The organism is Stenotrophomonas sp. SXG-1 (assembly GCF_014083965.1).
GTDB classification, from domain to species: Bacteria; Pseudomonadota; Gammaproteobacteria; order Xanthomonadales; family Xanthomonadaceae; genus Stenotrophomonas; species Stenotrophomonas geniculata.
Genome location: NZ_CP046588.1, coordinates 391227 through 416447 on the forward strand (window position 1 = coordinate 391227; position 25221 = coordinate 416447).

Here is a 25221-nt window from a genome sequence, read left to right on the forward strand (position 1 = left end):
GGGGATGCGGATGGCCGGGCTGTCCCTTGTATACCACTGGAGGCGTGATCGTCGTGGCCCGAAGGTCCTGCGCCCCCCCCTGTGCGACGGCGGCGGGATCGTCTAGGGTGGGCACGCCCGGGCAACGCGTGCCCGACTGCCTGCCAAGGATCTGCAATGAACACTGCCATGCCCCACAAGCCGTCCACCGCCTTCATCGCCGCCTCGTGGGTGGCCCTGTTGCTGGGCGCGGCGGCCTACCTGATCGGCCTGTTCAACGCCGCCACGATGGCGCTCAACGAGAAGGGCTACTACCTGACCCTGCTGCTGTTCGGCCTGTTCGCGGCGGTGTCGCTGCAGAAGAGTGTGCGTGACCGCGTCGAGGGTATTCCGGTGAGTGGTTTGTACTACGCGTTGTGCTGGTTCGCGCTGCTGTCGGCGCTGATGCTGCTGCTGGTTGGGCTGTGGAATGCCACCCTGGCATCGAGCGAGAAGGGCTTCTATGGCATGGCCTACGCGCTGTCGCTGTTCGGTGCGGTGGCGGTGCAGAAGAACACCCGCGACCTGATCGCCGCCGGTGGCGGTGAGAGCAAGCGCAGCGCAGGCGTGCTGCCGCTGCCGGAACAGCAGTGATCGATCCGGTGTAGAGCCGAGCCATGCTCGGCTCAGTCGAGCATGGCTCAACTCTACAGACGTGGTGCGAGAGCCGAGCGTGGGCTCGGCTCTACAAAAGCATGGCGTTATCGCTTCAACCGCGGATCCGCCAGCTGTGCATCCTCCCAGCCACGACGCACCGCACCGCGCGCCTGCGCCCATTCCAGCCGGCTGCGGCCACGCTCGCTGGCCCAGCGTGATTCCAGTTCGCGCTCCACTTCCTCGTAGGCGCGGATCATGTCCTGTGCGCGAGCCGCATGTCCGATACGGTAGGCAGGCTCGTAATCCTCGAAGAACAACTGGTCGTCGTAGTACGGCTCGGCCGTGTAGCGTTCGCGCCAGTAGTTGCTGACCGCGTCGCGCGGCGTGCTGTCGTCCGGTACGCGGCCGGGGATCTGGTACTCGGTCATGGAAGGCTCCGTTGTGGACGAAGCCCGATCGTGCCTGCGTGGCGGTTAACGGCCCGGTCCGGCAGCGTGATAACCAGATCAATCCGCCGGGCATGCCGCGGCGTTACCGATCACCCGGCGTCGGCATCCTTGCGCGGCAGCTTGTAGATCACCGCGCCGATGGCAAACGCCACCAGTGCCGCGGCGATGTTCTGCCAGCTGGCACTGGCGAACAGCGCCAAGCACAGCAGCAGCGCCAGCACCGGAATAAGCGGGCCACCCGGCAGCTTCAGCGCACCTGGCCGGTCGGCGTAGCGCTTGGCCAGCACCAGCACCGCAGCGGCCGTTCCGATGTAGGCGAACAAGCGCGTGGTCATCGACAGCAGGGCCAGCTGCACGAACGAACCGGACAGGGCCAGGCCGAGCGCGATCAGGCCCTGGCAGAGGATCGAGGCGGCCGGGGTGTGGAAGCGTGGGTGTACCTGCGCCAGGATCTTCGGCCCGTAGCCATCGCGGGCCAGCGCGAACAGGAAGCGCGGGCCCATCATCATCGTGTTGCTGTTGGTGCCGAGGATGGAGATGGTGGCGCCGACCGTCAGGATCAGCGCAAGCGCTTCGCCACCGAAGCCGGCGGCGGCATCGGCCAGCGGCGTGGCCGAGCTGGACAGGCCGGCCAGCGTGCCCTGCGCCACCACCTGCACCGCGCCGTAGATGACGGTGACGGTGATGATCATGGTGATCAGCGCGAACGGAATGTCGCGGCGCGGATTGCGGTACTCGCCGGCCGCGGCCGGGATGTTCTCGAAGCCCGCGTAGGCATACAGCAACAGGAGCGCGGCTTCGCCCATGCGCTGCAGGTCATGCGGGTCCGGGCGCTGGCCGGAGAACGCAAGTTGCGGATCGATGTAGAACGCGCCGATGGCCACGAACAGCAGCAGGGGCAGCATCTTGCCGATCACCAGCACCACGCCGGTCCGCGCGGCCGAGCGCACGCCGATGATGTTGACGCCGGTCAGGAAGCCCAGCGACACCACGATGATCGCGATACGCCCCATGCCGGCACCGGCCCATGGCCAGAACCGCGCGACGGCATCGGCCAGCGCATTGCTCAATGCGGCCGCCGAGCTGATGCGGGTCAGCCAGATCATCCAGCCGATCTCGAACCCGGCGAATCGCCCGAACGCCTCGCGTGCATACAGGTAGCTGCCACCGGGTTCATCGAAGTAGCTGGCGGCCTGCGCGTAGCACAGCACCAGCAGCGCGACCACGATGCCGGCGGCGACCACGCCCCACAGGCTGAAGGGACCGAGCAGGGCGACGGTGGCGGCCGGCAGCAGGTAGATGCCGCTGCCGATCACATCGTTGATCGACAGGCCGACGATCTGCCAGCGGCTGACCGCGCGCTGCAGCTGCGGTTCGTCCTGCGCGCTCAACGGGCGTCTCCGCTCAGTGCGGGCAGTTGCCACTGGGCCTGCAGGCGCGTGTACTCGGCACGCGGCAGCAGCACGAAGCGCGGCGCATCCTGCGGCCGCAACCAGTTCAGCAGGGCCTGCATGCGCGCCTGCGGCATGGCGGTGCAGCCGGCTGTGGCCTCGCCGGGCTGGCGCCACAGGTGGGCGAAGATGCAGCTGCCCTTGCCGGGCTGGTTGTCCGGGTTGTGGGCGATCACGAAGCCTTCCTGGTAACGCACATCGCCCTTGTTGTGCAGGTCCAGCCGCATGGGCTCGGTGGAGCCCTTGACCGCTGCACTGCCGACTTTTCTTTCATCGACGATGCGGTTGTAGAACGGCGAGCCGGGCACGTCCATGCAGTAGCTGCTTTCGAGCATCGGCTGGTAGGCCATGGCCGTGCCTGGGCGTGTGACGGCATAGCCGAACGCACTGCCGAGCGCGAACACGCCCGCAGGGCTGCGGCCATCGCCTTCCTGCTTCTGCGGGCCATCGGCCTGTGCCGGATGCAGGCCCAGGCCCCAGGCACTGCCGGTGCGGCCAAGCGCCACCGGGAACGCCTGTCCATGCGCATGCCAGCCCTTGCCATCGCGCACATAGGCCTGCAACTGGCCTTGGGTGCTGTCCCAGCTTTCGCTGGTGACCACGATCAGCTGGCGCGCACCATCCAGCGGTGCCGCGTGGACGGACACCGCTGCAGCAAGCAGCAGCGCAGCGGTAGCGAGACGGACCAGCGATTTCATCAACAGGTGCTCCGGTCAGGAATCCAGCAGGTGGTCGATCCGCTCCAGGTTCACCGCAAGCTGCTGCTGGCGGTCCGGATTGGTGTGGCAGAGCAGCACGAACAGGAAATCGAGCAGGGCATGCATGGCGCTACGGTACAGCAGCTGCGCGACCTGCGGCGTGCGATCGTGCGCACACACCACCAGTGCTGCATCAGCATGCGCGCGCAGCGGGTTGGCGGTGTGGCGGGTGATGGAAATCACCTTGCCACCCATGTCCTGGAACTGCCGTGACAGCTGCGACAGCTGGGGCAGGTTGCCGAATTCGGAGAACATCAGCAGCGCATCGCCCGGGCGCGCGGCCGACAGGTTGGCCAGCATCAGGATCGGATCGGTATGCGGCACCACCAGCAGGCCGAGCAGCGACAGCCGCATGGCGAACTCGCGGGCGAACAGGCCATCGTCACCCAGGCCATGGACGAACAGCTTCGGTGCGCCGTCGAGCAGCTGCACGATGCGCTCGATTTCCTCGCGTGGGTTGGCCTGGCGGGTTTCCTCTTCGGCCTGCGCCTTGCTGCGGCGCAGGGCGTCGCCCAGGCGCAGGTAGTCATCGCCGCTGTCGGGTTCGCTGGGGGCCTGTTGTGGATTGGCACCGGCGCGAGCCACGTCCTGGCCGATCGAGTACTTCAGGTCCGGGTAGCCCTTGAAGCCGAGCTTCTGGCTGAACTTCACCACGCTGGACTGGCTGATGCCCAACGCGCTGGCCAGCTGCTGGGACGAGTAGTCGCGCAGCAGGTGGGCGTTGTCGAGGATGAAGTCGGCGATGCGGCGCTCGATGGCCGACATCTGCCCGCGCTCGGAGCGAATCTTCAGCAGGGGCGGCATGCGGGGTGTCCGAGGGGCGTGCGTTGGAGCATAGGGGAACGCGTTGCGGTTGGCAGCGTAGAGCAGGTCATGGAGTGGGTCGGGCGGGTGGGGTTTGCAGGGGACGCCGTGAATCCGTCCATGGAGGCTTGGCCGCGCTTGTTCGTTTGCGCTGTCCTGCGCAAACGGCAAGACCGGGGTTGGGCGTCCTGCCCAACCCGCCCGAGGCATGCCTCGGGCCCATGGCGCGGACACCCCTGCAAGCCCCACCCGCCCGACCCCGGAAAGATTGCGCGCGCGCCAGCCGCGAAGGGGTTACGGATTAGAGCAGAAGCATCCACGCATGGCGTGGATCTACAGGATGCAGTTGTTGCCTTTGACGTTGAGTCCGCCTTCAAGCGAGCCGAGCACCGCAGGTCCGGCGAGGGCGAAGAGGCGCGGGTGTCTGAGCGTAGCGAGTTCCCGCGCCGTCCCTCGACGGGCCGAGGAGCGCAGGGAACCGGTGCGTAGCACCGGCTCGCGGTCGGCGGAGCGTTTCTTTTGGTTACTTTTCTTTTCGCAAAAAGAAAAGTAACGCCCGACCAGGCGTCAGTCACCCGTGGACCTTGTAGAGTCGAGCCATGCTCGACTGCGCGGTTCAACCCAGCATCTCCAGCCCACGCACTTCGGTGATGCCCAAGCCCGGCACGTCGCTGATGCTGATCTCCGATTCGTTGAAATGCACGCCCCCGCTGACCGGGTCGAACTGGCCCAGCGACGGGCCGTCCAGGTCGACCTTGGTGATCACATCGCTCTTGGCCACCGCCAGGTGCACGGCGGCGGCCACGCTGATGCTCGATTCGATCATGCAGCCGATCATGCACGGCACGCCGTAGATGCCGGCGATGTCGGCGATGCGGATCGCGTTGGACAGGCCGCCGGTCTTCATCAGCTTGATGTTGATGATGTCGGCAGCGCGCTGCTGGATCAGGTCCATCACCTGGCTGGGGCTGAACACGCTTTCGTCGGCCATCACCGGCGTGTTGACGCGGTCGGTGACGTACTTCAGGCCACTGATGTCCGCCGCCTTCACCGGCTGCTCCAGCAGCTCCAGTACCACGCCGGCCTCTTCCAGCGTGCGCATCGCATGCACCGCCTGCTTGGCGGTCCAGCCCTGGTTGGCGTCCAGGCGCAGCAGGGCGCGGCCTTCCACCGCCGCATGGATCGCCTTGACCCGTTCGATGTCCAGGCCGATGTCCTTGCCGACTTTGATTTTCAGCGACTCGAAGCCGCGTTCGATCGCTGAAAGCGAGTCGGCCACCATCTTGTCGATGTAGTCCACGCTGATTGTGATGTCGGTAGTAATCACCGGGTCGCCGCCACCGAGCATCTGGTACAGCGGCGCACCGTGCAGCTGCGCCCACAGGTCGTACAGCGCGATTTCCACCGCGGCCTTGGCGCTGGTGTTGCGCTCCATCGCGGTCTGCACCAGCGTGCACAGATGGTTGAGATTGACCACGTCCTGGCCGATCAGGCGCGGGGCGATGAAGTGGCGGATCGCTTCGATGATCGAGCCGTGCGTATCGCCGGTGATCACCGCAGTGGCCGGGGCTTCACCGTAACCGGTGTGGCCGGTGTCGGTGCGGATCAGAACCACCACGTCTTCCACGGTTTCCACCGTGCGCAGGGCAGTCTTGAACGGCGTCTTCAGCGGCACGCGCAGCATGCCCAGTTCGATGGCAGTGATCTTCATTCAGGAGTCTTGGCCCGCAGGCGCTGGATGTTGGTGATGCGGTCGATGTAGCGGACGGTATCGCTGGCCATCATCGGCTCCAGCGGCGTGACCGAAACACCATTGAGGTGGGCCTGTACGCGCGTGCCGTCGGTACCGAACCAGCTGCCGCCCGCCGTATCGTGGATCACCCAGGTGCGGCCGTCGACATGGCCGATGGCCATCATCACGTGCCCGGGAATGTAGACGAGGTCGCCCACCTGCAGGTCGGTGACGGCGCGGTCGCGTACCGCTTTGCCGTCCTTGCCGGTGAAGGGCAGGCGATCCAGCGCGGGGCTGACCGCCTGTGCACTGGTATTGCGCGGCAGCAGCACGCCGAAGCTGCGGTAGATCTCGGAAACGAACCCGCTGCAGTCGCGGGTGTCGTAGTCGTGGCCCCATCCGTAGCGTTCGCCCAGGAACTTGAAGGCCTGCTGCAGCAGCAGGCGCGGGGTCAGCGGCAGGTAGTCGGCGGCGGTGTCCTGCGAGCGCGGCAGCAGCGCCGGCACCAGCTTCAGGCGCCCGTTGGCCTCGCGCACCGGCAGCTGCACCACCCACGACGCGTGCGCCTGCTGGCCGTTCACGGGTTCTGAAGCGGGCCAGTCGGCCAGCACCGGCAGGCGCACGCCCATGTCCAGCTGCAGGCGCGAGACGCGCGGTTCCTCCGGGGTGTAGGCGGTCTGCGCGGTGGCGCCGGTGACGATGCGGTACGGGCCCTTCGTGCCATAGCCGAGCACCGTGGCCTTGTCGCCGCTGGCGATGGCATCGGCCTCGATCCATGCGCTGTAGCGCTCGCTGTGCACGAACAGCCAACGGCCATCGGTACTGCGATGGACCACCGCGACCTTGTCGCCGGGGAACAGTGCCGATTCCTGGAAGCGGTCGATGTCGGTGTCACCGGCAGTGCTGAAGACCCGCTCGCGGGTGGGGAAGGTACGCAGTGCCGCGCGCTTCACCACCAGCCCGTAGGCCGGTGCCACCTGGGCAGGAATCGCATCGAGGCCGAGGTTGGCTTCGATCGCGCTGCGCAGTGCGGTCGCGATCGCCTGGCCCTTGTCGTTGTAGAGGGCGCGGGTGGGCCAACTCGACAGCGCGGTGATGCTGGCACGCACCGTCGCTGCATCAAGCTGGGCGGGCAGTGCGGCGATGTCCTGGATGTGGCTGTCCTGTGCCCGCATCCGCGCGTTCTGTGCTTCGATCTGCGCGCGATTCAGGATCGGCGCATCGGCGTTGTCCAGGCGCGCGGCCCAGTATTGCGGGGTCAGGTAGGCCTCGTGCAGGCCGATCACATAGGGCAGCGGTGCGCCGGGATCGGGTGCCACGGGAGGCTGTGCAAAGGCCGGGGCGGCCAGCAGGCACAGGGCCAGGGTCAACCGGCGCGGCCAACGCCGGCGCGGTTCGCGGGAAGCCAGGCTCATGCGGTGCACACCCTCCTCGAATGCCTGTTGGAATATTTATTCCTTTTGGCTTCGAAATCAAGAATAAATTATTGACCAGCATCCCGGCCCGTGTTACACAGCCGTTACCACCCGCGCTGGGGAAGTGTCGCTGTGGAGTCTGCCGTTCGCAAACCGTGTCTGCCTGCCGCCGCCGGTCTCTGTGCCGCGCTGCTGCTGTGGGTGTCGGCCGCGCACGCAGCAGACGAGCGCAGCAGCCAGCAGCGCGCGCGAGGAGTGCAGGTGATCGACCTGGTCGACAGCGGCCGTTTCCGCGACGCCGATGCGTTGCTGGCCACTGCACCCGCCGCCACAGACGAGCCGTTCCAGCGCGAGCGCATGCGCCGCATCCGCCTGGATTTTTCCCTCGACGAAACCGCCGCGAAGGCCGCCGTGCGCCGCTGGATTCCCGGCCTCACCGACGAGGAATTCGCGCGCTGGGACCAGCTCGGCCTGATTGAACACCTCGATATCGACGGCACGCGCTGGTACTTCAAGCGCGCACCGTCGAACCTGTTCCTGCTCAGCGATGAGGCACGCGCGCGCCGCCGCGCGGATGCACCGGTGCCGGCGCCGGGCCCGAACGAGGTGCTCAATGCACATCACGCGCACGTGCTTGCCGCGGCCCAGCAGAGTGGGCAGGCGTCGGTACTGCCGCAGCGCATTGAATTCACCCAGTCGCTCACGGTGAAAGCCGAGGCCGTACCGGCCGGCGAAACCGTGCGCGCCTGGATTCCGTACCCGCGCGAGATTCCGGGCCAGCAGGAGCAGGTGCAGTGGCTGGGCAGCGCGCCCGGTAAGGCACGCATGGCGCCAGCCAGCACCCTGCAGCGCACCGCTTATCTGGAAGCCAAAGCGGTGGCCGGGCAGCCGACCCGCTTCGAGATCCGCTACGCGGTGACGATCTTCGCGCGGCATACCGCGATCGATCCCGCCAAGGTGCAGGCCACACCGAACGATCCCGCATTGAAGCCCTACCTGGCTGAACAGCTGCCGCATGTGCGCTTCACCCCCGCGCTGAAGCTGTTCTCCGACCAGGTGCTGCAGGGCGAGGCGCGCCCGTATGAAGTAGTGCGCAAGCTGTTCGCAGCGGTCGATCGCATTCCATGGGCGGGCGCGCGCGAATACTCCACGCTCAGCAACATCAGCGATTACGCCCTGCGCGCTGGCCATGCCGACTGCGGCCAGCAGACCCTGCTGCTGATCGCATTGCTACGCATGAACGGCATTCCCGCGCGCTGGCAGTCGGGGATGGTGTTCTCCGACGATGGCAGTGGCTACAACAACCTGCATGATTGGGGGCAGGTCTACCTGGCGCCCTACGGCTGGTTGCCGATGGACGTGACCACCGGCGCGCTCGCCAGCGATGTGCCTGCACTGCGCAATTTCTATCTGGGTGGCCTCGACGGCTACCGCATCGCCTTCAACGACGATTTCGGCCAGCCCTTCGTGCCGGCCAAGCAGCATTACCGCTCGGAAACGGTCGACTCGCAGCGCGGCGAGGCCGAGTGGGCAGGCGGCAACCTGTACTTCGACCAATGGAGCTACGACTTCCAGTGGCGGGTACTGCCAGCCGGGCAACGCTAGCGCGACACATCGCAACTCATACCATTCAATTCTTGCAGGAGAGAGCAGGGGATGAAGGCTTACAGCATCAAGCGGGCGGCGTTGTGCGTCGCCCTCGGGGCGTGTCTGGGCGTAGTGCTGCCCGGCATCGCGATGGCACAGAACGTGAGCGGTGCAGTCGCCGGCCGTGCAACCGCCGGTGACCAGGTGACCGTGGTCAGCAGCAGCACCGGCCTGACCCGTACCGTCACCGTTGGCGCCGATGGCAGCTACCGCCTCGGCCAGCTGCCGGTAGGTGACTACCAGCTGCAGCTCAGCCGCGATGGCCAGAAACTGGGCGATCAGGTTGCTGTCAGTGTGGCGGTAGGTGGTACCACCACGGTCAACCTGGCCAGTGGCGGCGGCGTCACCAATCTTGATGCCCTGCAGGTGGTCGGCACCCGAGTGGTCAACCGCGTGGACGTCTACTCCACCGAGACATCCTTCAACATCAACCGCCAGGAAATCTCGCGGTTGCCGGTGGCGCAGGACCTGTCTGCGGTCGCGCTGATGGCGCCGGGCGTGGTCGGCGGCAACTCGTCATTCGGTGGCCTGTCGTTCGCCGGTTCATCGGTGGCCGAGAATGCGGTCTTCATCAACGGCCTGAATGTCACCGACATGTACACCCGTCGTGGCTTCAGCACTGCGCCATTTGCGTTCTTCAAGGAATTCCAGGTCAAGACCGGTGGCTACTCGGTCGAGTTCGGGCGCTCCACCGGCGGCGTGATCAATGCGGTAACCCGTTCGGGCAGCAACGAATTCGAAGGCGGCGTGGAAGTCACCGCTGAACCCAGTGCATGGCGCTCCAGCGGCGGCGATCACTTCCATCGTGATGGAACCCCGCATTCTTATGGCAGCCGCGACAACAACTCCTTCCTGAAGACCAACGTGTGGGGCTCCGGCCCGATCATCAAAGACAAGCTGTTCCTGTTCGCGATGTACGAAGACCGCAGCGACAAGGGACACAACACTTCGTCCGATGGCAGCACCTGGTTCAAGAATGATTCCGGCAACGGCTTCTGGGGCACCAAGCTGGACTGGAACATCAACGACAACCACAGCCTGGCGCTGCTGGCGTTCTCGGATGAGGGCGATGTCACCAATGCGTCGTACGGCTACAACTGGAACGCCGACCAGCTCGGCGCCTGGGGCGGCGATTCGGTCACCGAGACCGGCGGCCGCAACTGGTCGGCCACCTACACCGGCCACTTCGGCCAGAACTTCACCGCCCGTGCCATGGTCGGCCAGAACAACCAGCGTGCGTTCACCAATTCGTCGTTGGATCAGGCCTGCAGCCCCGTGTTCACCGACAGTACCTACGGCCCGCGCCTGGGCAAGCTGCAGGGCCTGCGCGCAGGCTGCCACCCCACGGGCACGGCAGTGGCCGAGCGTGACGATACCCGTGACGTGGCGCGACTGGATTTCGAATGGCAGCTGGGTGACCACCTGCTGCGCTTCGGTGTCGACCGTGAGTTGATGACCACCAAGCAATCCACACGCTACCCCGGTCCGACCGAACTGAGCTATACCGCCTACGTGGCGCGACCGGGCGATGAAGTCTGGGATGGCGCCAACGCCTACGTGCCGGCGGGCGTTACCGAAATGCTGCGTGCGCGAAACCGCAAGTCGGGCGGCACGTTCGAGACCGAAGCCAATGCGCTGTACGTGGAAGACATCTGGAACATCACCCCGAACCTGATGCTGAACCTGGGCGTGCGCTGGGACCGTTTCGAGAACCGTACCGCCGCCGGCAAGGCGTTCATCAAGATGGATGACCTGATCGCACCTCGCGTCGGCTTCTCGTGGGACATGCGCGGTGATGGCAGCACCAAGCTGTTCGGCAACGCCGGCCGCTACTACCTGCCTGTCACCAACAACATCAACGTGAATTTCGCAGGTGGCCTGACTGACGAGTACAGCCACTACGTGCTCAATGGCTGGGAGCGGAAAACCTCGCCGACCGGCTCACCGTACATGGCACCGGTCGTCGGCCAGCAGATCGGGCCGACCGACACCCGCATGAACACCGGCGGTGCCGACCTGCGCCAGAGTGTGGATCGCGACCTCAAGGCGGTCTACCAGGACGAGTACATCCTGGGCTTCCAGAACATGATCAACCAGGCATGGTCGTGGGGCGTCAACGCCACCTATCGACGGATGACCCGTGCGCTGGACGACATCCGCATCAATTACACCCCGTGCGGCCCGACCCCGAGCACGCTGTGGCCGATCGCCAACCCGGGCGAGAGCCTGACGATCTGGGGTGATAAGAGCATCGGCTGCGCCAACGAGGGCTGGATCACCATCGATACCGCCAACAGCGGTTATCGCAAGGGTGGCAGCGGCGAGGTGATCGGTTACTCCAAGCCCAAGCGCACCTACAAGGCACTGGAGTTCCAGATCGACCGTGCATGGGACGAGAAGTGGATGTTCAACGCGTCCTACCTGTGGTCGAAGAGCGAGGGCAATTTCGAAGGCCCTGTGAATTCCGATACCAACTACGGCGACACGGGCATGGTTCAGTTCTGGGACCATCCGGCCACCAACGAGCGCTATGGCGTGCTGTTCAACGACTTCCGCCACCAGTTCAAGCTGCGTGCCGCTTACGCGCTGAACAAGCAATGGTCGTTCGGAACCACGCTGCAGGTGCAGTCCGGTGGTCCGATCACGGCCTACGGCGTGATGTGGCCAAACGATTCCATCGCCGGTGGTAGTACCTCCAGCGAAGGTAGCGGTGGTGGCACCGGCTGGCTGTGCGTGGCCAACTGTTCCGGTCCGTACAACCAGCGGCAGTTCGAGTACAGCCCACGCGGTGCGTTCGGTCGCCTGCCGTGGACCTGGACCATGGGCGCCAATGTGACCTGGCGTTTGCCGGTGGAGGGCATCGACCTCAGTGCACGGCTGTCGGTGTACAACCTGTTCAACAACCAGAAGACCATCAACGTGCACCAGCGCTATGAAGCGCAGCCCGGCCAGTACCGCGAGGCGACGTTCGGCACCGGGACGCGCTGGCAGGCCCCGCGCTACACCCAGCTGGTGGTGACCTGGAACTTCTGAGGCCACGATCCGCGCCGTCCACCGTGACGGCGCGGGCAATGGAAGGGCTGCGCGCATGTACCACCTGCTGATCGTCGCGGCGGCACTGGCCGCACCGTCCGCTTCGGCGACCGACATCGCCTCCCTCGATGCCGACGTCGCCGCCGTGGTCCAGCACGAGCACCTGCCTGGGCTGGCCATGGCGGTGGTCGAGCAGGGGCGTGTGGTGTACCAGCATGCCGAGGGCGCGCGCGGCGATGGCGGCCATATCGACCAGGACACGCTGTTCAAGATCGCCTCCAACAGCAAGGCGATGACCGCCGCGCTGCTGGCGCGGCTGGTGCAGCAGGGCAAGCTGCGCTGGGAGGATCCGGTGCGGCGGCATCTGCCGGGCTTCCGCATGCACGATGCGTGGGTGGGCGAGCAGATGCAGGTGCGCGACCTGCTGATCCACAACAGCGGCCTGGGCCTGGGCGCCGGTGACCTGATGCTGTGGCCGGAACCGAACACGTTCACCCGCGCCGACATCATTGCCGGGCTGGCGCACCTGAAGCCGGTCAGTAGTTTTCGCAGCCACTACGCCTACGACAACCTGATGTATGTGGTGGCAGGTGAAGTGGCGGCGGCGGCGGGTGGCAGGCCGTATGACCAGCTGATGCGCGAGCAGGTGTTCGAGCCACTGGGCATGACGCGCTGCCAGGTGGGGGCGTGGTCGGTGAAGCGCGTGGGCAACGTGGCGCAGCCGCATGCCCGGCGCGGTGATCGCAATAATAAAGTGGTGAACGCCGATGGAGCGATCAGCCCGGACCAACCCTCGATGGCGGCTGGGGGCATCCGCTGTTCGTTGCGCGACATGACGCGCTGGATGCAGGTGCTGCTGGATCCTGCGCTGGTGCCGGAATGGCTGGGCGCTGAGCAGCGCCGCACGCTGTGGACCCTGCACATGCCCATGCCGCTGGGCGAGCGCCAGCGGCGCTGGGACAACGCGCATTTCTACGGTTATGGGTATGGCTGGCGCGTGTCGGACATGGACGGGCAGTGGAAGGTGGCCCACACCGGCACGCTGTCAGGCATGTATTCGTCGCTGGCGTTGCTGCCCGACCGCAGGGTGGGCGTGGTGATGCTGATCAACGGCGAAGGCGAGGATGCGCGTACCGCGTTGATGCAGGCCATGCTGAAGCGCTTTACCGCACCCCATGATGCGCGTCCGGCGATGGCGTACCTGGCTGAACTGAAGGCTGACCAGGCCGCCCAGGCAGCATCTGGCCACCAACGGCCAGCGACCGCAGCCGCACAGCCGGCACGTGGCGATGATCTGCCGCGTTGGCAGGGTCGCTACAGTGATCCCTGGCTGGGGCCCGCATCGCTGTGCCCGGGCAGGGACGGCCTGCGCTTCAGCGTGGACAGATCGCCGCGGCTGCAGGGCGCCGTGCTGCAACTGCAGGAGCGCTGGCTGCTGCGCTGGGATACGCTTGGCGACGAAGCGCAGGCGTGGTTGCAGCCAGGCGAGGGCCCGGTACCGACGCTGGACCTGCGCGCCATCGATCCGGACATCGACTTCAGCTATGACTTCCAGGACCTGCATTTCACTCGTACTGGCGACTGCGCTGGCAGCGACCGCCAGCGCCGCTGAGCCACCGCGTGTTTCACCGGCCACCGACGCGGCCAGCGCTGGTTTGGTGGAGATCCGCGCGTTGTCGCCAGGCATCGACATGGACATCCGCTACGCCGGCGCCAACAACTTCACCGGCGCCCGCGTGCCCGGCTACGAGGCGTCGTCCTGCTACCTGCTGGCGCCGGTGGCGAAAGCGCTGGCGCAGGTGGAACAGGATCTGCGCGCTCAGGGTTTCGGCCTGCGGCTCTACGATTGCTATCGGCCGGTGCGTTCGGTGCAGGCCTTCATGGCCTGGGTGAACGATCCGCGCGAGCTCTCGCGCAAGGCGCAGCAGTATCCGGACCTGGACAAGCCGCGCCTGCTGGCCGATGGCTACATCGCCGAACGCTCCGGCCACAGCCGCGGTGCCACGGTGGATCTGGGCCTGCTGGATTGCCGCAGCAGAGCATGTACGCCGCTGGACATGGGCACCGACTTCGATTTCTTCGGGCCACGCGCGCATACGCAGACGAGCGGGCTGAGTGAGACGCAGCAGGCGAACCGGCGGCAACTGGTGCAGGCAATGGCACGGCGTGGTTTCGTGAACTATCCGCAGGAGTGGTGGCACTACACGTTCCAGCCCGAACCGGATCCCGGCACCGCGTACGACGTCCCAGTGCGGTAGGGGTATCGGCAGGGCTGCGCCCTGCACCTGCAGAGGCAACTGCAACGGCCGAAGCAACAGCTGGCATTCCGTGGGATGGCTGGGTGGGTCCGGTTGCGTGGGACGCTGCAAGTCCCCCTCCGGGGTCCGGCCCAGCCGCTGGCGGCTGTGCGTTCGGGCGCTTGCGAAGCAGTGCTTCGCAAGCAAAGCGCCCTCACCCATGTAAGCTCGGTCGCCGCTTGCTCGTGCGCGCAGTCCTGCACGCACGGCAAGGCCAGGGTTGGGCGTCCTGCCCAACCCGCCCGAGGCATGCCTCCGGCCCATGCGGCTCACGCCCCCGCAACCGGACCCACCCAGCCTTCGACAATTCCCCGCGTGGTCCGTTGTAGAGCCGAGCCCATGCTCGGCTGCTCTTTGTTCAATCGTCGAGATATTCGATTTCGAGAGATTCATCCACGCATGGCGTGGATCTACCGTGGCTGCCGGATTGGGTCCGGGGCAGATCCCTTACACTGGCCGCCTCTTCATCCCTGCCCACCCGATGAACCTTCCCCTGCACTTCGGCCTGCTCGGTACCCTGGAAGCGGGCGCCATCGCCCTGCTGGTCGGGCTGCTGGTGTACTTCCTGTGGTCGCAGCTGTGCCGGCTCCTGCACTGGACAGCGGGGCATGCGATCGGCTGGTCCTGCGTCATCGCCGTGATCATCTCCGCCGGCATCGATGCATGGAAGCTGTTCTACATGGGCATCGTGCGGCTGGAATCCCCACTGTACGCGCGCCTGTTCCTCGCCACCATCCATGATCCGAACGAACTCGGCAGCCGCGTGGTGCTGGAAATCGCCGGCGCGCTCGCCGGTGTTGCCCTCGGCTGGGTGTTGTTCAGTTCGCGGTCATCGGCACAGAACGTCGACTGACGCAGGTTTTTCGTTGGTTGCCGGTTAAATCCGGCAGCGCTGAATGCGCATCTTATGAGCTGCTCACTTGCTGCTAACCACCGCGCTAAAGCATGCATGGGGGCGAGTGGTTAATCGTGCGTGTTGACGCCGGTCGCGTGGCAAAATCGATTCAGAAACGCGGTGGCAGGGTAGGTGCTGTGCGGAGACAACATGCCGCGCAACACCACCCAATTGGTAGGAGACACCCCTGATGACTATTCGCAACCGCAAGCCCCTGATCGCCCTGATCGTCGCCGCCGGCAGCGTGCTGGCCATTCCGGCGATGGCCCAGTCGGCCAAGCAGCAGGCCGCGCAGGCACAGAACGAAGCCGCCCAGGCGCAGCAGTCGGCGGCACAGGCAGGGCAGGCGGCTGACCAGGCGACCAATGCGGCCGCCGCGGCATCGGCGCAGGCCAATGGCGGTGGCCAGACCTGGGCCAGCATCGATACCGATGGCAACGGCACCATCAGCAAGACCGAGGCACAGGTGAACGCGGGCCTGGCCCAGGTGTTCGACCAGGCCGATACCAACAAGGACGGCGAACTGAGCGCCGATGAGTACAAGGCCTACGTGGCCGCGCAGCAGGCCGGTGCGGGTGCTGGCGCGGCCCAGGGCCGCTGATCCACACCTGATTCGGGAAGACCGGTGCATGGGGACCCGGGCGGCTGCGGCCGCCCGGGTTTTTCTCGTCATCGCCACCCCTGTATCCTTGGCCGATGAACACCTCCACGCCTGCGCCGTCGCGCGCCATCGGCCTGGTCGGTTTTGACGGTGACGATACGCTGTGGAAGAGCGAGGACTACTACCGCAAGGCCGAGCAGGATTACCTTGACCTGCTGTCGCGCTACATCGACGTGCATGACACCCAGACCGCGCGCCACCTGCTGGAAGTGCAGCAGCGCCACCTGGGCACCTTCGGCTACGGCGTGAAGAGCATGACCCTGTCGATGATCGAAGCGGCCATCGACATCACCGCTCAGCGTATCGGGGCCAAGGACATCCAGCGCATTCTGGATATCGGCCACGACACCCTGCGCCATCCGGTCGAGCTGATCGACGGTGTGCGCGAAGCCGTGGCGGCCATCGCCGAGCACTACCCGGTGGTGCTGATCACCAAGGGCGACCTGTTCCACCAGGAAGCCAAGATCAAGGTCGCCAACCTGGGCGAGCTGTTCCCGCGCATCGAGATCGTCTCGGAGAAGGACCCGGAAACCTACGCCCGCGTGCTGGCCGAATTCGATCTGCCGATGCAGCGCTTCGTGATGGTCGGCAACTCGCTGCGTTCGGACATCGAGCCGGTGGTCACCCTCGGTGGCTGGGGCGTGCATACCCCGTATGCAGTGACCTGGGCACACGAGACCCAGCACGGCGTGGCCGACGATGAACCGCGCATGGTCACCGCCGATACCGCCCACGACTGGCCGGCCGCACTGGCGGCGATCGAAGCCAAGGCCGCGGCGGCGGCCTGACAGGGCCCGGCGGCTGCGGCAGAATCGGGCCATGAACCACCGACTGCGCATGCTGCTGTTGTCCCTGCTGCTGGCGCCGGCCACCGTGCTGGCCCAGCAGACGGCCGAGCGTTCGGCCACCTATGAAGTGGACACCGGCGACAGCTGGGTCGATGCCCAGCTGCAGGACATCAATCATTACGCCGAGCGCTACCCGGATGCCTTTCTCGATGAGGTGTCGCGCTATGCCGACGTGCCGCGTGGCTACATCAGCGCGCTGTTCACCACCCACGGTTGGCAGGCTGGGGATATCTACTTCGCCTGTTTCTGGGCCAAGGCCAGCGGCCAGACCTGCCGTGAGAGCGTGCGCGCCTTCAGCCAGGACCCGGAGGGCGGCTGGGAGGCGGTGGTGAAGCGCATGCCCACCACGCCGGACAACCTGCATTACCGCGCCGTGCGCCATGCCATCGTGGCCAGCTACCAGCACTGGGACCGGCCGATCACCCTGGATGCCACCCTCAGGCGCCAGTTGAAGCGGTAGCGCCGGGCCAAGCCCGGCGAGCGCGCAGCGCGGCCTTGGGATCCGCCGGGCATGGCCCGGCGCTACCGATGTTTCATGTTGCTCTGCATATCGCGGCCGCCACGCACTCCGGCGACAATACGGGTTCGAGCTGGTCCCCGTTCCCGTAATCGAGTGACTGATGAGCGCCTCTTTCGTTTCGCCTGATGTGATCCGCCGCCTGTTCGCACAGGCCATGTCCCGCATGTACCGCACCGAAGTGCCGTTGTACGGCACGCTGGTGGAACTGGTGGAGCGGATCAACGCGCAGGTGCTGGAGCAGGACCCGGCGCTGGCCGCGCAGCTGCAGCGCAACGACGAGCGCGCACGCCTGGATGAAGAGCGCCACGGCGCGATCCGCGTCGGCACCGTGCAGGAACTGGCGACGCTGCGCCGCCTGTTCGCCGTGATGGGCATGTACCCGGTCGGCTACTACGACCTGTCGGTCGCGGGCGTGCCGGTGCATTCCACCGCGTTCCGCCCGCTTACCGGCGCCGCGCTGGCACAGAATCCATTCCGCGTGTTCACCTCGCTGCTGCGCCTGGAGCTGATCGAAGACGAAGCGCTGCGTGCCGAATCGGCGAAGATCCTTGCGCGCCGCCGCATCTTCACCGAGGGCGCGCTGGCACTGATCGACCAGGCCGAGCGTGACGGTGGCCTGGCGCAGGCCGATGCCGAGCGCTTCGTCGAGCAAGCACTGGAAACCTTCCGTTGGCACGGCGATGCCACGGTCGACCTGCCGACCTACCACGCGCTGCACAACGCGCATCGGCTGGTGGCCGACGTGGTCAGTTTCCGCGGCCCGCACATCAATCACCTGACCCCGCGCACGCTGGACATCGACGCTGCGCAGGCGGCGATGATCGAACACGGCATGGCGGCCAAGGCGGTGATCGAAGGCCCGCCGCGCCGCGCCTGCCCGATCCTGCTGCGCCAGACCAGCTTCAAGGCGCTGGAAGAGGCAGTGCATTTCCCGGACGCGGAAGGTGGCGATGCCGGCACGCATACCGCGCGCTTCGGCGAGATCGAACAGCGCGGCCTTGCGCTGACCCCGAAGGGCCGCGCGCTGTACGACCAGCTGCTGTCGCAGGCACGCGATGCCGGTGGCGAAGGCAGCACCGGCGGCGACTACGGCCAGCGCCTGCAGGCGGTGTTCGCCAGCTTCCCGGATGACCATGACACGCTGCGCCAGGAAGGACTGGGCTATTACCGCTACCAGCTGACCGACGCCGGCCGTGCCGCGCCCGAGCGCGTGGCGGATCTGCCGGCTGAAGTGCTGGTGGCCGCGGGCCTGGCGACGGCCGACCCGATCGTCTACGAGGATTTCCTGCCGGTCAGCGCCGCGGGCATCTTCCAGTCGAACCTGGGCGGCGAAGAACAGCGCGCCTATGCCGCGCACGCCAACCGCGAGGCCTTCGAGCAGGCGCTGGGCGTGGCGGTGAATGACGAGTTCGAGATCTACGAGCGGCTGCAGGCGGAATCGCTGGCGGCGCTGCGCGCCTGATCGGCACCGCTTTGGTGCGCGTGGTGGGTGCGGACCAAGGTCCGCACCCACTGGAAGCTGGTAGCGCCGGGCCATGCCCGGCGAACCGAGAATAATCAGCCCTTCATCGTGCCGGTATCCAGCCAGCGCTGGTGCCACGACAGCGCTTCCGGCAGCAGGTGCGGGGTGTGCTTGCCGTAGCTTTCGCGGCTGGCACGGTCGAAGTAATCCTGCAGCTGCGGGCGGAAATCCGGGTGCGCGCAGTTGTCGATCAGCACCTGCGCGCGCTTGCGCGGGGTCAGGCCACGCAGGTCGGCCAGGCCCTGTTCGGTGACGATCACCGACACGTCGTGCTCGGTGTGATCGACATGGCTGGCCATCGGCACGATCGCCGAGATGGTGCCGTTCTTTGCAGTGGACGGGCTCAGGAACGCCGACAGGAAACCGTTGCGGGCAAAGTCACCCGAACCGCCAATGCCGTTCATGATCCGCGTGCCCATCACGTGCGTCGAATTGACGTTGCCATAGATGTCCACTTCGATCATGCCGTTCATGCCGATGCAGCCCAGGCGGCGCACCAGTTCCGGGTGGTTGGAGATCTCCTGCGTGCGCATGATGATGCGCTCGCGGTAGAAATCGATGTTCTCCTTGAACGTCTCGTTGGCCTGTGGGCTCAGCGCAAAACCCGTGCACGAGGCATAGCTCAGCACGCCGTCGCGCAGCAGGTCGAGCATGCCGTCCTGGATCACCTCGGTGAACGCAGCCAGGTCGCGGAAACCGCTCTTGGCCAGGCCGGCCAGCACCGCGTTGGGGATGTTGCCCACGCCCGACTGCAGCGGCAGCAGGTTCGGCGGCAGGCGGCCCTTCTTCACCTCGTGCTTGAGGAACTCGATCAGGTGCGAGGCGATCTGTTCGCTGGTTGCATCGATCGGGCTGAACGGGCTGTTGCGGTCCGGGCCGTTGGTACGCACCACGGCCACGATCTTGTCCGGGTCGCAGCGCAGCGCGGTGTCGCCGATGCGGTCGTTGGCGTTCACCAGCGGAATCGGCTTGCGGTGCGGCGGCAGCGCGGTGCCGTAGTAGATGTCGTGCATGCCGTCGACGCCGGCCGGCTGCCATTCGTTGACCTCGACGATCACCTTCTTCGCCAGGTCCAACCAGGTCTTGTTGTTGCCGACCGAGGTGGAGGGCACCAGCGAGCCATCTTCGCGGATGGCCGAGACTTCGATCACCGCAGTATCGATCTCGCCGTAGAAGCCGAACCACACGTGCTGGGCCACGTGGCTGAGGTGGATGTCGATGTAATCCAGCTTGCCCTCGTTGATGCGGTTGCGTGCATCCGGGTCGCTCTGGAACGGCATGCGCATGGCGATGCCATCAGCCTTGGCCAGCGCGCCATCGAGTTCCGGCGCGGTGGAGGCGCCGGTCATCAGGCTGATCTGGAAGGGCTGGCCCTGGGCATGCACCGATTCGATGCGGCGGGCCAGTTCCACGGGAACGGCCTTGGGATACCCGGAGCCGGTAAAGCCGCTCATGGCCACGGTTTCACCGGGCTGGATCAGCGCGGCTGCGGCCTCTGCGGAGACCACGCGGTCACGGAGACGCGCGTTGGCGATGCGATCAACAGACATGACGACACGTGTTGCTGGGGGGAATTCCGATTATCGGCCATCCTCATCCGTACGGGGGGTTCTACCTTCGTGGAATGGCTTTTCACCGGAGGGCTCACCCATACCCGCCGGTTTTGTTTTGCAGTGCAGCGTGCAAAGTGCTTTCGCAGCCCGCACGATGGCCCTGCATCCCGACGTGGGGGAGGGAGCAGAGCCCGCTGGCAGTTCGCTGCAAGCGGGCTTTTTTATTGCCTGTCATCCAGTATGAATACGCGGCACCCCTTCAGGGTCGGATCCTTTTGCCAAGGGCAAAAGGCTCTGACCCCACCCGCGGCATCAAGCGGCGGCATCTCGGGGGCAGAGCCCTTCGCCGTTGGCAAAGGGATCCGACCCCGCGAGAATCAGGGCATGACCCTCGCCCCCGCCGAACTGTCCGCCGCCCTCCAGCCCGTTGTCGACCGCGCCCTGACGCGCCTGGCCCAGGTCCTGCCCGAGCCCGTTCCTGCCGAGCTGCTGCCGCTGCTGACCCGGCTGGCGGTGACCAGTGACTTCGCGCTGGACACCCTCGTGCGGCAACCGGCGCTGCTGGCGCAGCTGGCCGCGCCCGGTTGCCCGCCGATCCCGGCGCCGGTGCTCGATCCGCTGCAGCCCAGCGACTGGCCGGCGCAGATACGGCGCTGGCGCACCGCCATGTCCACGCGGCTGATCTGGCGCGACCTGGCCGGCCTCGACGACGTGCCGCAGACCCTCGCCGGCGCCACCGCTTTGGCCGAAGACTGCCTGCGGCTGGCACTGGACGCCCTGCAGCAGGAATTCGCCCAACGCCACGGCGTGGTCCGCGATGGCGAAGGCACCCCACAGCAGCTGGTGGTGTTCGGCCTCGGCAAGCTCGGCGGTGGCGAGCTCAACTTCAGTTCCGATGTGGACCTGGTCTACGCCTACCCGCACGGCGGCGAATCCGACGGCGCGCGCGCGCTGGCCGCCGAAGAGTATTTCGCACGCCTCGGCCAGCGCCTGGCCAAGCTGCTGGACGAAACCACGGTCGACGGCTTCAGCCACCGCGTCGACCTGCGCCTGCGCCCGTTCGGCAGCGCCGGCCGCGTCGCGCTGTCGTTCGCGGCGATGGACCAGTATTTCCAGCGCGAAGGCCGCGACTGGGAACGTTATGCCTGGCTGAAGGCGCGCGCGGTGGCCGGCGACATCGCCGCCGGTGAAGCGTGGCTGCAGACCCTGCGCCCGTTCGTGTACCGCCGCTACCTGGATTTCACCGCACTGGACGGCCTGCGCGAGATGAAGGCGGCGATCACCGCCGAAGTCGCGCGCCGCGAGCTGCACGAGGACATCAAGCGTGGCGCCGGTGGCATCCGCGAAATCGAGTTCCTGTGCCAGGCGCTGCAGCTGATCCGCGGTGGTCGCGAACCGGCACTGCGCGAACGCCGCCTGCTGGTGGCGCTGGACGCGCTGGTCGCCGCCGGGCAGATCGCCCCCGAAGATGGCAGCGCGCTGCGCGAGGCCTACCTGTTCCTGCGCCGGCTGGAAAACCGCCTGCAGATGCTGCGCGATGCGCAGACCCACGTGCTGCCCAGCGATGCGCTGGACCGCGAGCGCATCGCCGTCGGACTCGGCTACCTGGACTGGGACGTGCTGCGCGCGGCGTTGGCCGAACAGCAGCAGCGGGTCAGTACTGAATTCGCCGCACTGCTGGCACCGCGCAAGGGCCAGGCCGCGCCCGATGCACTGGCCAACTATTGGCGCAGCCTGCCCGAAGGCGCCAATGCACCGCTGCTGGCCGAAGCCGGTTTCCTTGACGCCAACGGCGCCGACCAGTCGCTGCGTGATTTCGCCCAGGGCACCGGCGTGAAGTCGTTGTCCGACGCCGCGCGTGCGCGGCTGGATCGCGTGCTGCCGGCACTGCTGCATGCCGCCACGCGTTCGCCCCAGCCCGACGCCGCGCTCAAGCGCGTGCTTGGCCTGCTGCAGGCGGTGCTGCGCCGGACCAGCTATCTCGCGCTGCTGGACGAGCAGCCCAGCGCGTTGGCGCGGCTGGTCGATGTGCTGGCGCGCAGCGCACTGCTGGCCGAACGCCTGGCGGCGTATCCGCTGCTGTTGGACGAACTGCTGGACGTGCGCGTGTCCGGGCCGATGCCCGATGCCGCCGGCATGCTGGCCGAGTGCCAGCAGGTGCTGGCGGTGGAGGATCCCGAATCTGCGCTGCGCTGGCTCAACGAGACGCGGCTGGCGCTGAGCTTCCGCATGGCGATGGCCACGCTGGACGGGCGCCAGGGGGCGGTGGACAGCACCCGGCAACTGGCCGAGCTGGCGCAGGCGGTGGTGGTCACCGTGCTGGCAATGGCCGAGGCGGACATGCGCGCCGCACACGGCGAGATTCCCGGTGGCCGCTTCGCGATCATCGGCTACGGCAGCCTGGGTGGCCTGGAACTGGGCTTCGGCTCCGATCTGGACCTGGTGTTCCTGCACGACAATCCGGCCGGCGTGGACGCCAGCGACGGCGCGCGTCCGCTGGAGCCGGGGCGCTGGTATGCGCGCCTGGCGCAGAAGGTGATGGCGCTGCTCGGTGCGGTCACTGCTGCGGGCCGCCTGTACGACATCGACGTGCGCCTGCGCCCGGACGGTGGCAAGGGTTCGCTGGTGTCTTCGTTGGCCAGCTACACCGAATACCAGCGCGAACGCGCATGGACCTGGGAACACCAGGCCTTGGTGCGCGCACGCGGCGTGGCCGGTGATGCCAGTCTGCTGGCCGACTTCGAACAGGTGCGTGCGCAGACGCTGGGGCGTGAGCGCGATCCGGCCACGCTGTATGCCGATGTGCTGAAGATGCGTGGACGCATGCGCACCGAGCTGGACCGCAGCGATGCCGCGCGGCTGGACCTGAAGCAGGGTGCCGGTGGCGTAGTGGACCTGGAGTTCCTGCTGCAGACCGGCGTGCTGGCGCGCAGCGCGCAGCATGCGGCGCTGCTGCAACCACGCGATACGCCGTCGTTGATCGACGCGTTGGCGGTTGTCGGTTTCCTGCCGGAAGACACCGCAGAGGCGCTGCATGGCGCACATGCCACGTTGCTGGACGTAGGCCTGGCCTGCACGCTGGATCGACGTCCGCGACTGGCACCGACCACGCCCGCGATTGAAGAGGCGTGTGCCGCGATTACGGCAGCGTGCAGAGCCGCGGAGTTGCCGTTCGGGTGAGTGGGTGCACCCATTAGCGCAATTGCCCGGGGATGATCCGCTGTTGGTAGGTGCCGACCGTTGGTCGGCACAATCTGTCAGCGGTGATGAACTCTGATGGAGCGTGCCGACCAACGGTCGGTACCTACCAGAGCATGTGCGGTCAGCTGGTGGCGCGCAGCGGCGCCATCTTCCACAACAGCGCGCGGAACGGGGCCAGCAGGCAGACGCCGATGGCCAGCTTCACCGCCAGGTCGCCGGCGGCCCAGCTCACCCACGGCAGGGCGGAGCCGGCAAACGCGATCGACCAGAAAATGGTGGTATCCACCGTCGCACTGCAGGTGGTGGCCACCATCGGCGCGCGCCACCAGCTGCCACGGCGCAGGCGGTCGAACACGGTGATGTCCAGCAGCTGCGCCACGATGAACGCCGAGCACGAGGCAATGGCGATGCGCGGCGTGGCCACCCAGATCGACAGCAGTACCGCCACCGCGAAACCGATCCACGCCACGCGGCGCGCCGGGCCCGGGCCGAAGCGGCGGTTGATCAGGTTGCTGACCAGGAACGCCACCGGATAGCTGAAGGCACCCCAGGTCAGCCAATCGTTGATCGGGTACTGCACCAGTACGTTGGACAGCAGCACCACTGCGCCCATCGCCAGTACCGCCAGCACCAGGGCGCGCGGGGTCAGCGGGGCAAACACAGGGGCAGGACGCACGGACATGGCGAGCCAGGGGGACAAAGGGGATCGCCCATTATCCGCCCGGCCCGCGGCAAAGCCAAAACCGGTCGTTCAGCTTTACAGCACCTCGCTCATCACGTCGCCGGCGGCGTAGGCGGTCGGCACATAGGCCAGCGCCTGGCCCTGCGCGCTCTTCACGGTCCAGCCGGCACCGGCGTCGGTCGGGTCGAAGCGCACCTGCTGGCCAACGACGAAGCCGGCGACCGGGTCATCGCCTGCAGCCGCCGGCCATTGCAGCGTTGCGGTCTGGTCGGCCTTGCCAGGTACCTGCAGGTGCACCTGGCGATCACCGGCTGGCGTGGTGGCGACCTGCTTCACCTCCATCGGCGGCAGCGGAACCGCCGGTGTGCGTGCGGCGACCTTGCCGTTGCGCTCGCTGGCCTTGAACGGGGCCTTGGACAGTTCGGCCAATCCCATCGACGTGGCCAACGGAATCGACAGCACGATCAGCGACGTGACCAGCACGCTGGTCTGGCCGCTGTTCAACTGTGGCGCGGCGCCGGCATGGACGGTGGGCACCACCAGCGCCGAAAGCAGCAGGGCAGTGGCGGGAACGCGCAGGCAACGGAACATGGAGACCTCCTGGTCAGGGTGGGGACGGCGGCTCAGCGCCGGGTATCGAAGATGTCGCGCGGGCCGGTGGCCTCGGGCAGGTATTCCAGCGGGCGGCCCTGGTTGTCCTTCAGCTGCCAGCCCTGGTCGTTGCCAGTGGGCTCGAAGTTCACGGTCTGGCCCACGGTGAACTGCACGGCGGGATCGCCGATGCCGCGCGGGTACTGCATCGACGCGGTGTTCTGCGGGTCGTTGGCATCACGCAGCAGCACTTCGCGGCGGCCGTCGACGGTGGTGGCGATGGCGCTCACCTGCATCTGCGGCAGCTTGATCTGCTGCGGGCGCGCCAGCGGCTGGCCAGCATCGGCGGCATCCTGGGCTTCCTTCGCCGCCGCCGCACGGGCCGAGTTCACCATCTGCGAGGACATCTCCAGGCTTGGCCCCTGTGGGCCCGGATCGTGGATGATGACGATGCGGCGTTCTGCATGAGCGGCCGTGGACCAGGCCAGGCTCGCGACGATCAGCATCGGCATCAGGAAGGCAGGCAGGGTGCGCATGTCGTTCTCCT

The 25221-nt window shown here is 66.8% G+C and carries 21 protein-coding genes; 11 read left to right on the plus strand and 10 right to left on the minus strand.

From position 1 onward, the window contains the following. Positions 1-156 precede the first annotated feature (156 nt). Positions 157-612, plus strand: coding sequence for an inner membrane protein YiaA (gene yiaA, locus GOC52_RS01755; RefSeq protein ID WP_043400013.1), 456 nt, complete (start codon positions 157-159; stop codon positions 610-612). Positions 613-719: 107 nt separating this feature from the next. Here yiaA and GOC52_RS01760 read toward each other — a convergent pair whose 3' ends face one another. The 6 genes from GOC52_RS01760 to GOC52_RS01785 form a co-directional block, all read right to left on the minus strand. Continuing rightward, positions 720-1043 carry a hypothetical protein gene (locus GOC52_RS01760; protein WP_019336755.1) on the minus strand — a complete coding sequence of 108 codons (324 nt, stop codon included), beginning with the start codon at positions 1041-1043 and terminating at the stop codon, positions 720-722. A 110-nt stretch (positions 1044-1153) separates the two neighbouring features. Further along, the gene (locus GOC52_RS01765) at positions 1154-2455 is read right to left on the minus strand and encodes an APC family permease (protein WP_049454509.1); all 1302 of its coding nucleotides are present in this window, start codon (positions 2453-2455) and stop codon (positions 1154-1156) included. After that, the gene (locus GOC52_RS01770; protein WP_043400008.1) at positions 2452-3213 is read right to left on the minus strand and encodes a L,D-transpeptidase family protein; all 762 of its coding nucleotides are present in this window, start codon (positions 3211-3213) and stop codon (positions 2452-2454) included. Before GOC52_RS01770 ends, GOC52_RS01765 begins: the two co-directional genes overlap by 4 nt. A gap of 15 nt (positions 3214-3228) precedes the next feature. After that, positions 3229-4077 (minus strand): MurR/RpiR family transcriptional regulator, encoded by an 849-nt coding sequence (locus GOC52_RS01775; protein ID WP_010484212.1) that lies wholly within the window; start codon positions 4075-4077, stop codon positions 3229-3231. A 616-nt stretch (positions 4078-4693) separates the two neighbouring features. Continuing rightward, on the minus strand, positions 4694-5788 hold the full coding sequence (locus GOC52_RS01780) for a dipeptide epimerase (protein WP_012478950.1): 1095 nt from the start codon (positions 5786-5788) through the stop codon (positions 4694-4696). Further along, positions 5785-7224: an SH3 domain-containing protein gene (locus GOC52_RS01785; protein WP_191850521.1), complete on the minus strand. Its 1440-nt coding sequence runs from the start codon at positions 7222-7224 to the stop codon at positions 5785-5787. The genes GOC52_RS01780 and GOC52_RS01785 overlap by 4 nt, the downstream gene beginning before the upstream one ends. 132 nt (positions 7225-7356) lie before the next feature. On the opposite strand from GOC52_RS01785, the gene GOC52_RS01790 reads away from it, so the two are divergent. From GOC52_RS01790 to hglS, 9 genes are all read left to right on the plus strand, one after another. Continuing rightward, on the plus strand, positions 7357-8829 hold the full coding sequence (locus GOC52_RS01790) for a transglutaminase-like domain-containing protein (protein WP_191850523.1): 1473 nt from the start codon (positions 7357-7359) through the stop codon (positions 8827-8829). 51 nt (positions 8830-8880) lie between these two features. Beyond that, positions 8881-11904, plus strand: a complete 3024-nt coding sequence (locus GOC52_RS01795; RefSeq protein ID WP_191850525.1) for a TonB-dependent receptor — start codon at positions 8881-8883, stop codon at positions 11902-11904. Positions 11905-11959: 55 nt separating this feature from the next. Further along, on the plus strand, positions 11960-13516 hold the full coding sequence (locus tag GOC52_RS01800) for a serine hydrolase domain-containing protein (protein WP_191850527.1): 1557 nt from the start codon (positions 11960-11962) through the stop codon (positions 13514-13516). Further along, positions 13449-14162: a M15 family metallopeptidase gene (locus tag GOC52_RS01805; protein ID WP_019336420.1), complete on the plus strand. Its 714-nt coding sequence runs from the start codon at positions 13449-13451 to the stop codon at positions 14160-14162. The genes GOC52_RS01800 and GOC52_RS01805 overlap by 68 nt, the downstream gene beginning before the upstream one ends. Before the next feature lie 520 nt (positions 14163-14682). Then, positions 14683-15054 carry a hypothetical protein gene (locus GOC52_RS01810; RefSeq protein WP_071306529.1) on the plus strand — a complete coding sequence of 124 codons (372 nt, stop codon included), beginning with the start codon at positions 14683-14685 and terminating at the stop codon, positions 15052-15054. Positions 15055-15286: 232 nt separating this feature from the next. Next, positions 15287-15697 carry an EF-hand domain-containing protein gene (locus tag GOC52_RS01815; protein WP_004139214.1) on the plus strand — a complete coding sequence of 137 codons (411 nt, stop codon included), beginning with the start codon at positions 15287-15289 and terminating at the stop codon, positions 15695-15697. A gap of 95 nt (positions 15698-15792) precedes the next feature. Then, positions 15793-16545: an HAD family hydrolase gene (locus tag GOC52_RS01820; protein ID WP_071306530.1), complete on the plus strand. Its 753-nt coding sequence runs from the start codon at positions 15793-15795 to the stop codon at positions 16543-16545. Positions 16546-16576: 31 nt separating this feature from the next. Beyond that, positions 16577-17065 carry a hypothetical protein gene (locus GOC52_RS01825; RefSeq protein WP_071306531.1) on the plus strand — a complete coding sequence of 163 codons (489 nt, stop codon included), beginning with the start codon at positions 16577-16579 and terminating at the stop codon, positions 17063-17065. Positions 17066-17225: 160 nt separating this feature from the next. Further along, entirely contained in the window at positions 17226-18587 is a 1362-nt protein-coding gene (gene hglS / locus GOC52_RS01830; protein ID WP_010484201.1) for a 2-oxoadipate dioxygenase/decarboxylase HglS, read from the plus strand. Positions 18588-18682: 95 nt separating this feature from the next. Here hglS and GOC52_RS01835 read toward each other — a convergent pair whose 3' ends face one another. After that, complete coding sequence (locus GOC52_RS01835) at positions 18683-20197, minus strand: acetyl-CoA hydrolase/transferase family protein (RefSeq protein ID WP_010484200.1); 1515 nt, start codon at positions 20195-20197, stop codon at positions 18683-18685. A 387-nt stretch (positions 20198-20584) separates the two neighbouring features. Here GOC52_RS01835 and glnE point away from each other — a divergent pair, with 387 nt between their 5' ends. Further along, positions 20585-23380, plus strand: a complete 2796-nt coding sequence (gene glnE / locus GOC52_RS01840) for a bifunctional [glutamate--ammonia ligase]-adenylyl-L-tyrosine phosphorylase/[glutamate--ammonia-ligase] adenylyltransferase (protein WP_071306532.1) — start codon at positions 20585-20587, stop codon at positions 23378-23380. A gap of 142 nt (positions 23381-23522) precedes the next feature. On the opposite strand, the gene GOC52_RS01845 is transcribed toward glnE, so the two are convergent. The 3 genes from GOC52_RS01845 to GOC52_RS01855 all read right to left on the minus strand — a co-directional run bounded on the left by GOC52_RS01845 (position 23523) and on the right by GOC52_RS01855 (position 25210). Then, positions 23523-24083 carry a queuosine precursor transporter gene (locus GOC52_RS01845; protein ID WP_010484198.1) on the minus strand — a complete coding sequence of 187 codons (561 nt, stop codon included), beginning with the start codon at positions 24081-24083 and terminating at the stop codon, positions 23523-23525. A gap of 75 nt (positions 24084-24158) precedes the next feature. Continuing rightward, positions 24159-24674: a hypothetical protein gene (locus GOC52_RS01850; protein ID WP_049412249.1), complete on the minus strand. Its 516-nt coding sequence runs from the start codon at positions 24672-24674 to the stop codon at positions 24159-24161. Positions 24675-24706: 32 nt separating this feature from the next. After that, the gene (locus GOC52_RS01855) at positions 24707-25210 is read right to left on the minus strand and encodes a hypothetical protein (RefSeq protein WP_029379931.1); all 504 of its coding nucleotides are present in this window, start codon (positions 25208-25210) and stop codon (positions 24707-24709) included. Positions 25211-25221: the final 11 nt, after the last annotated feature.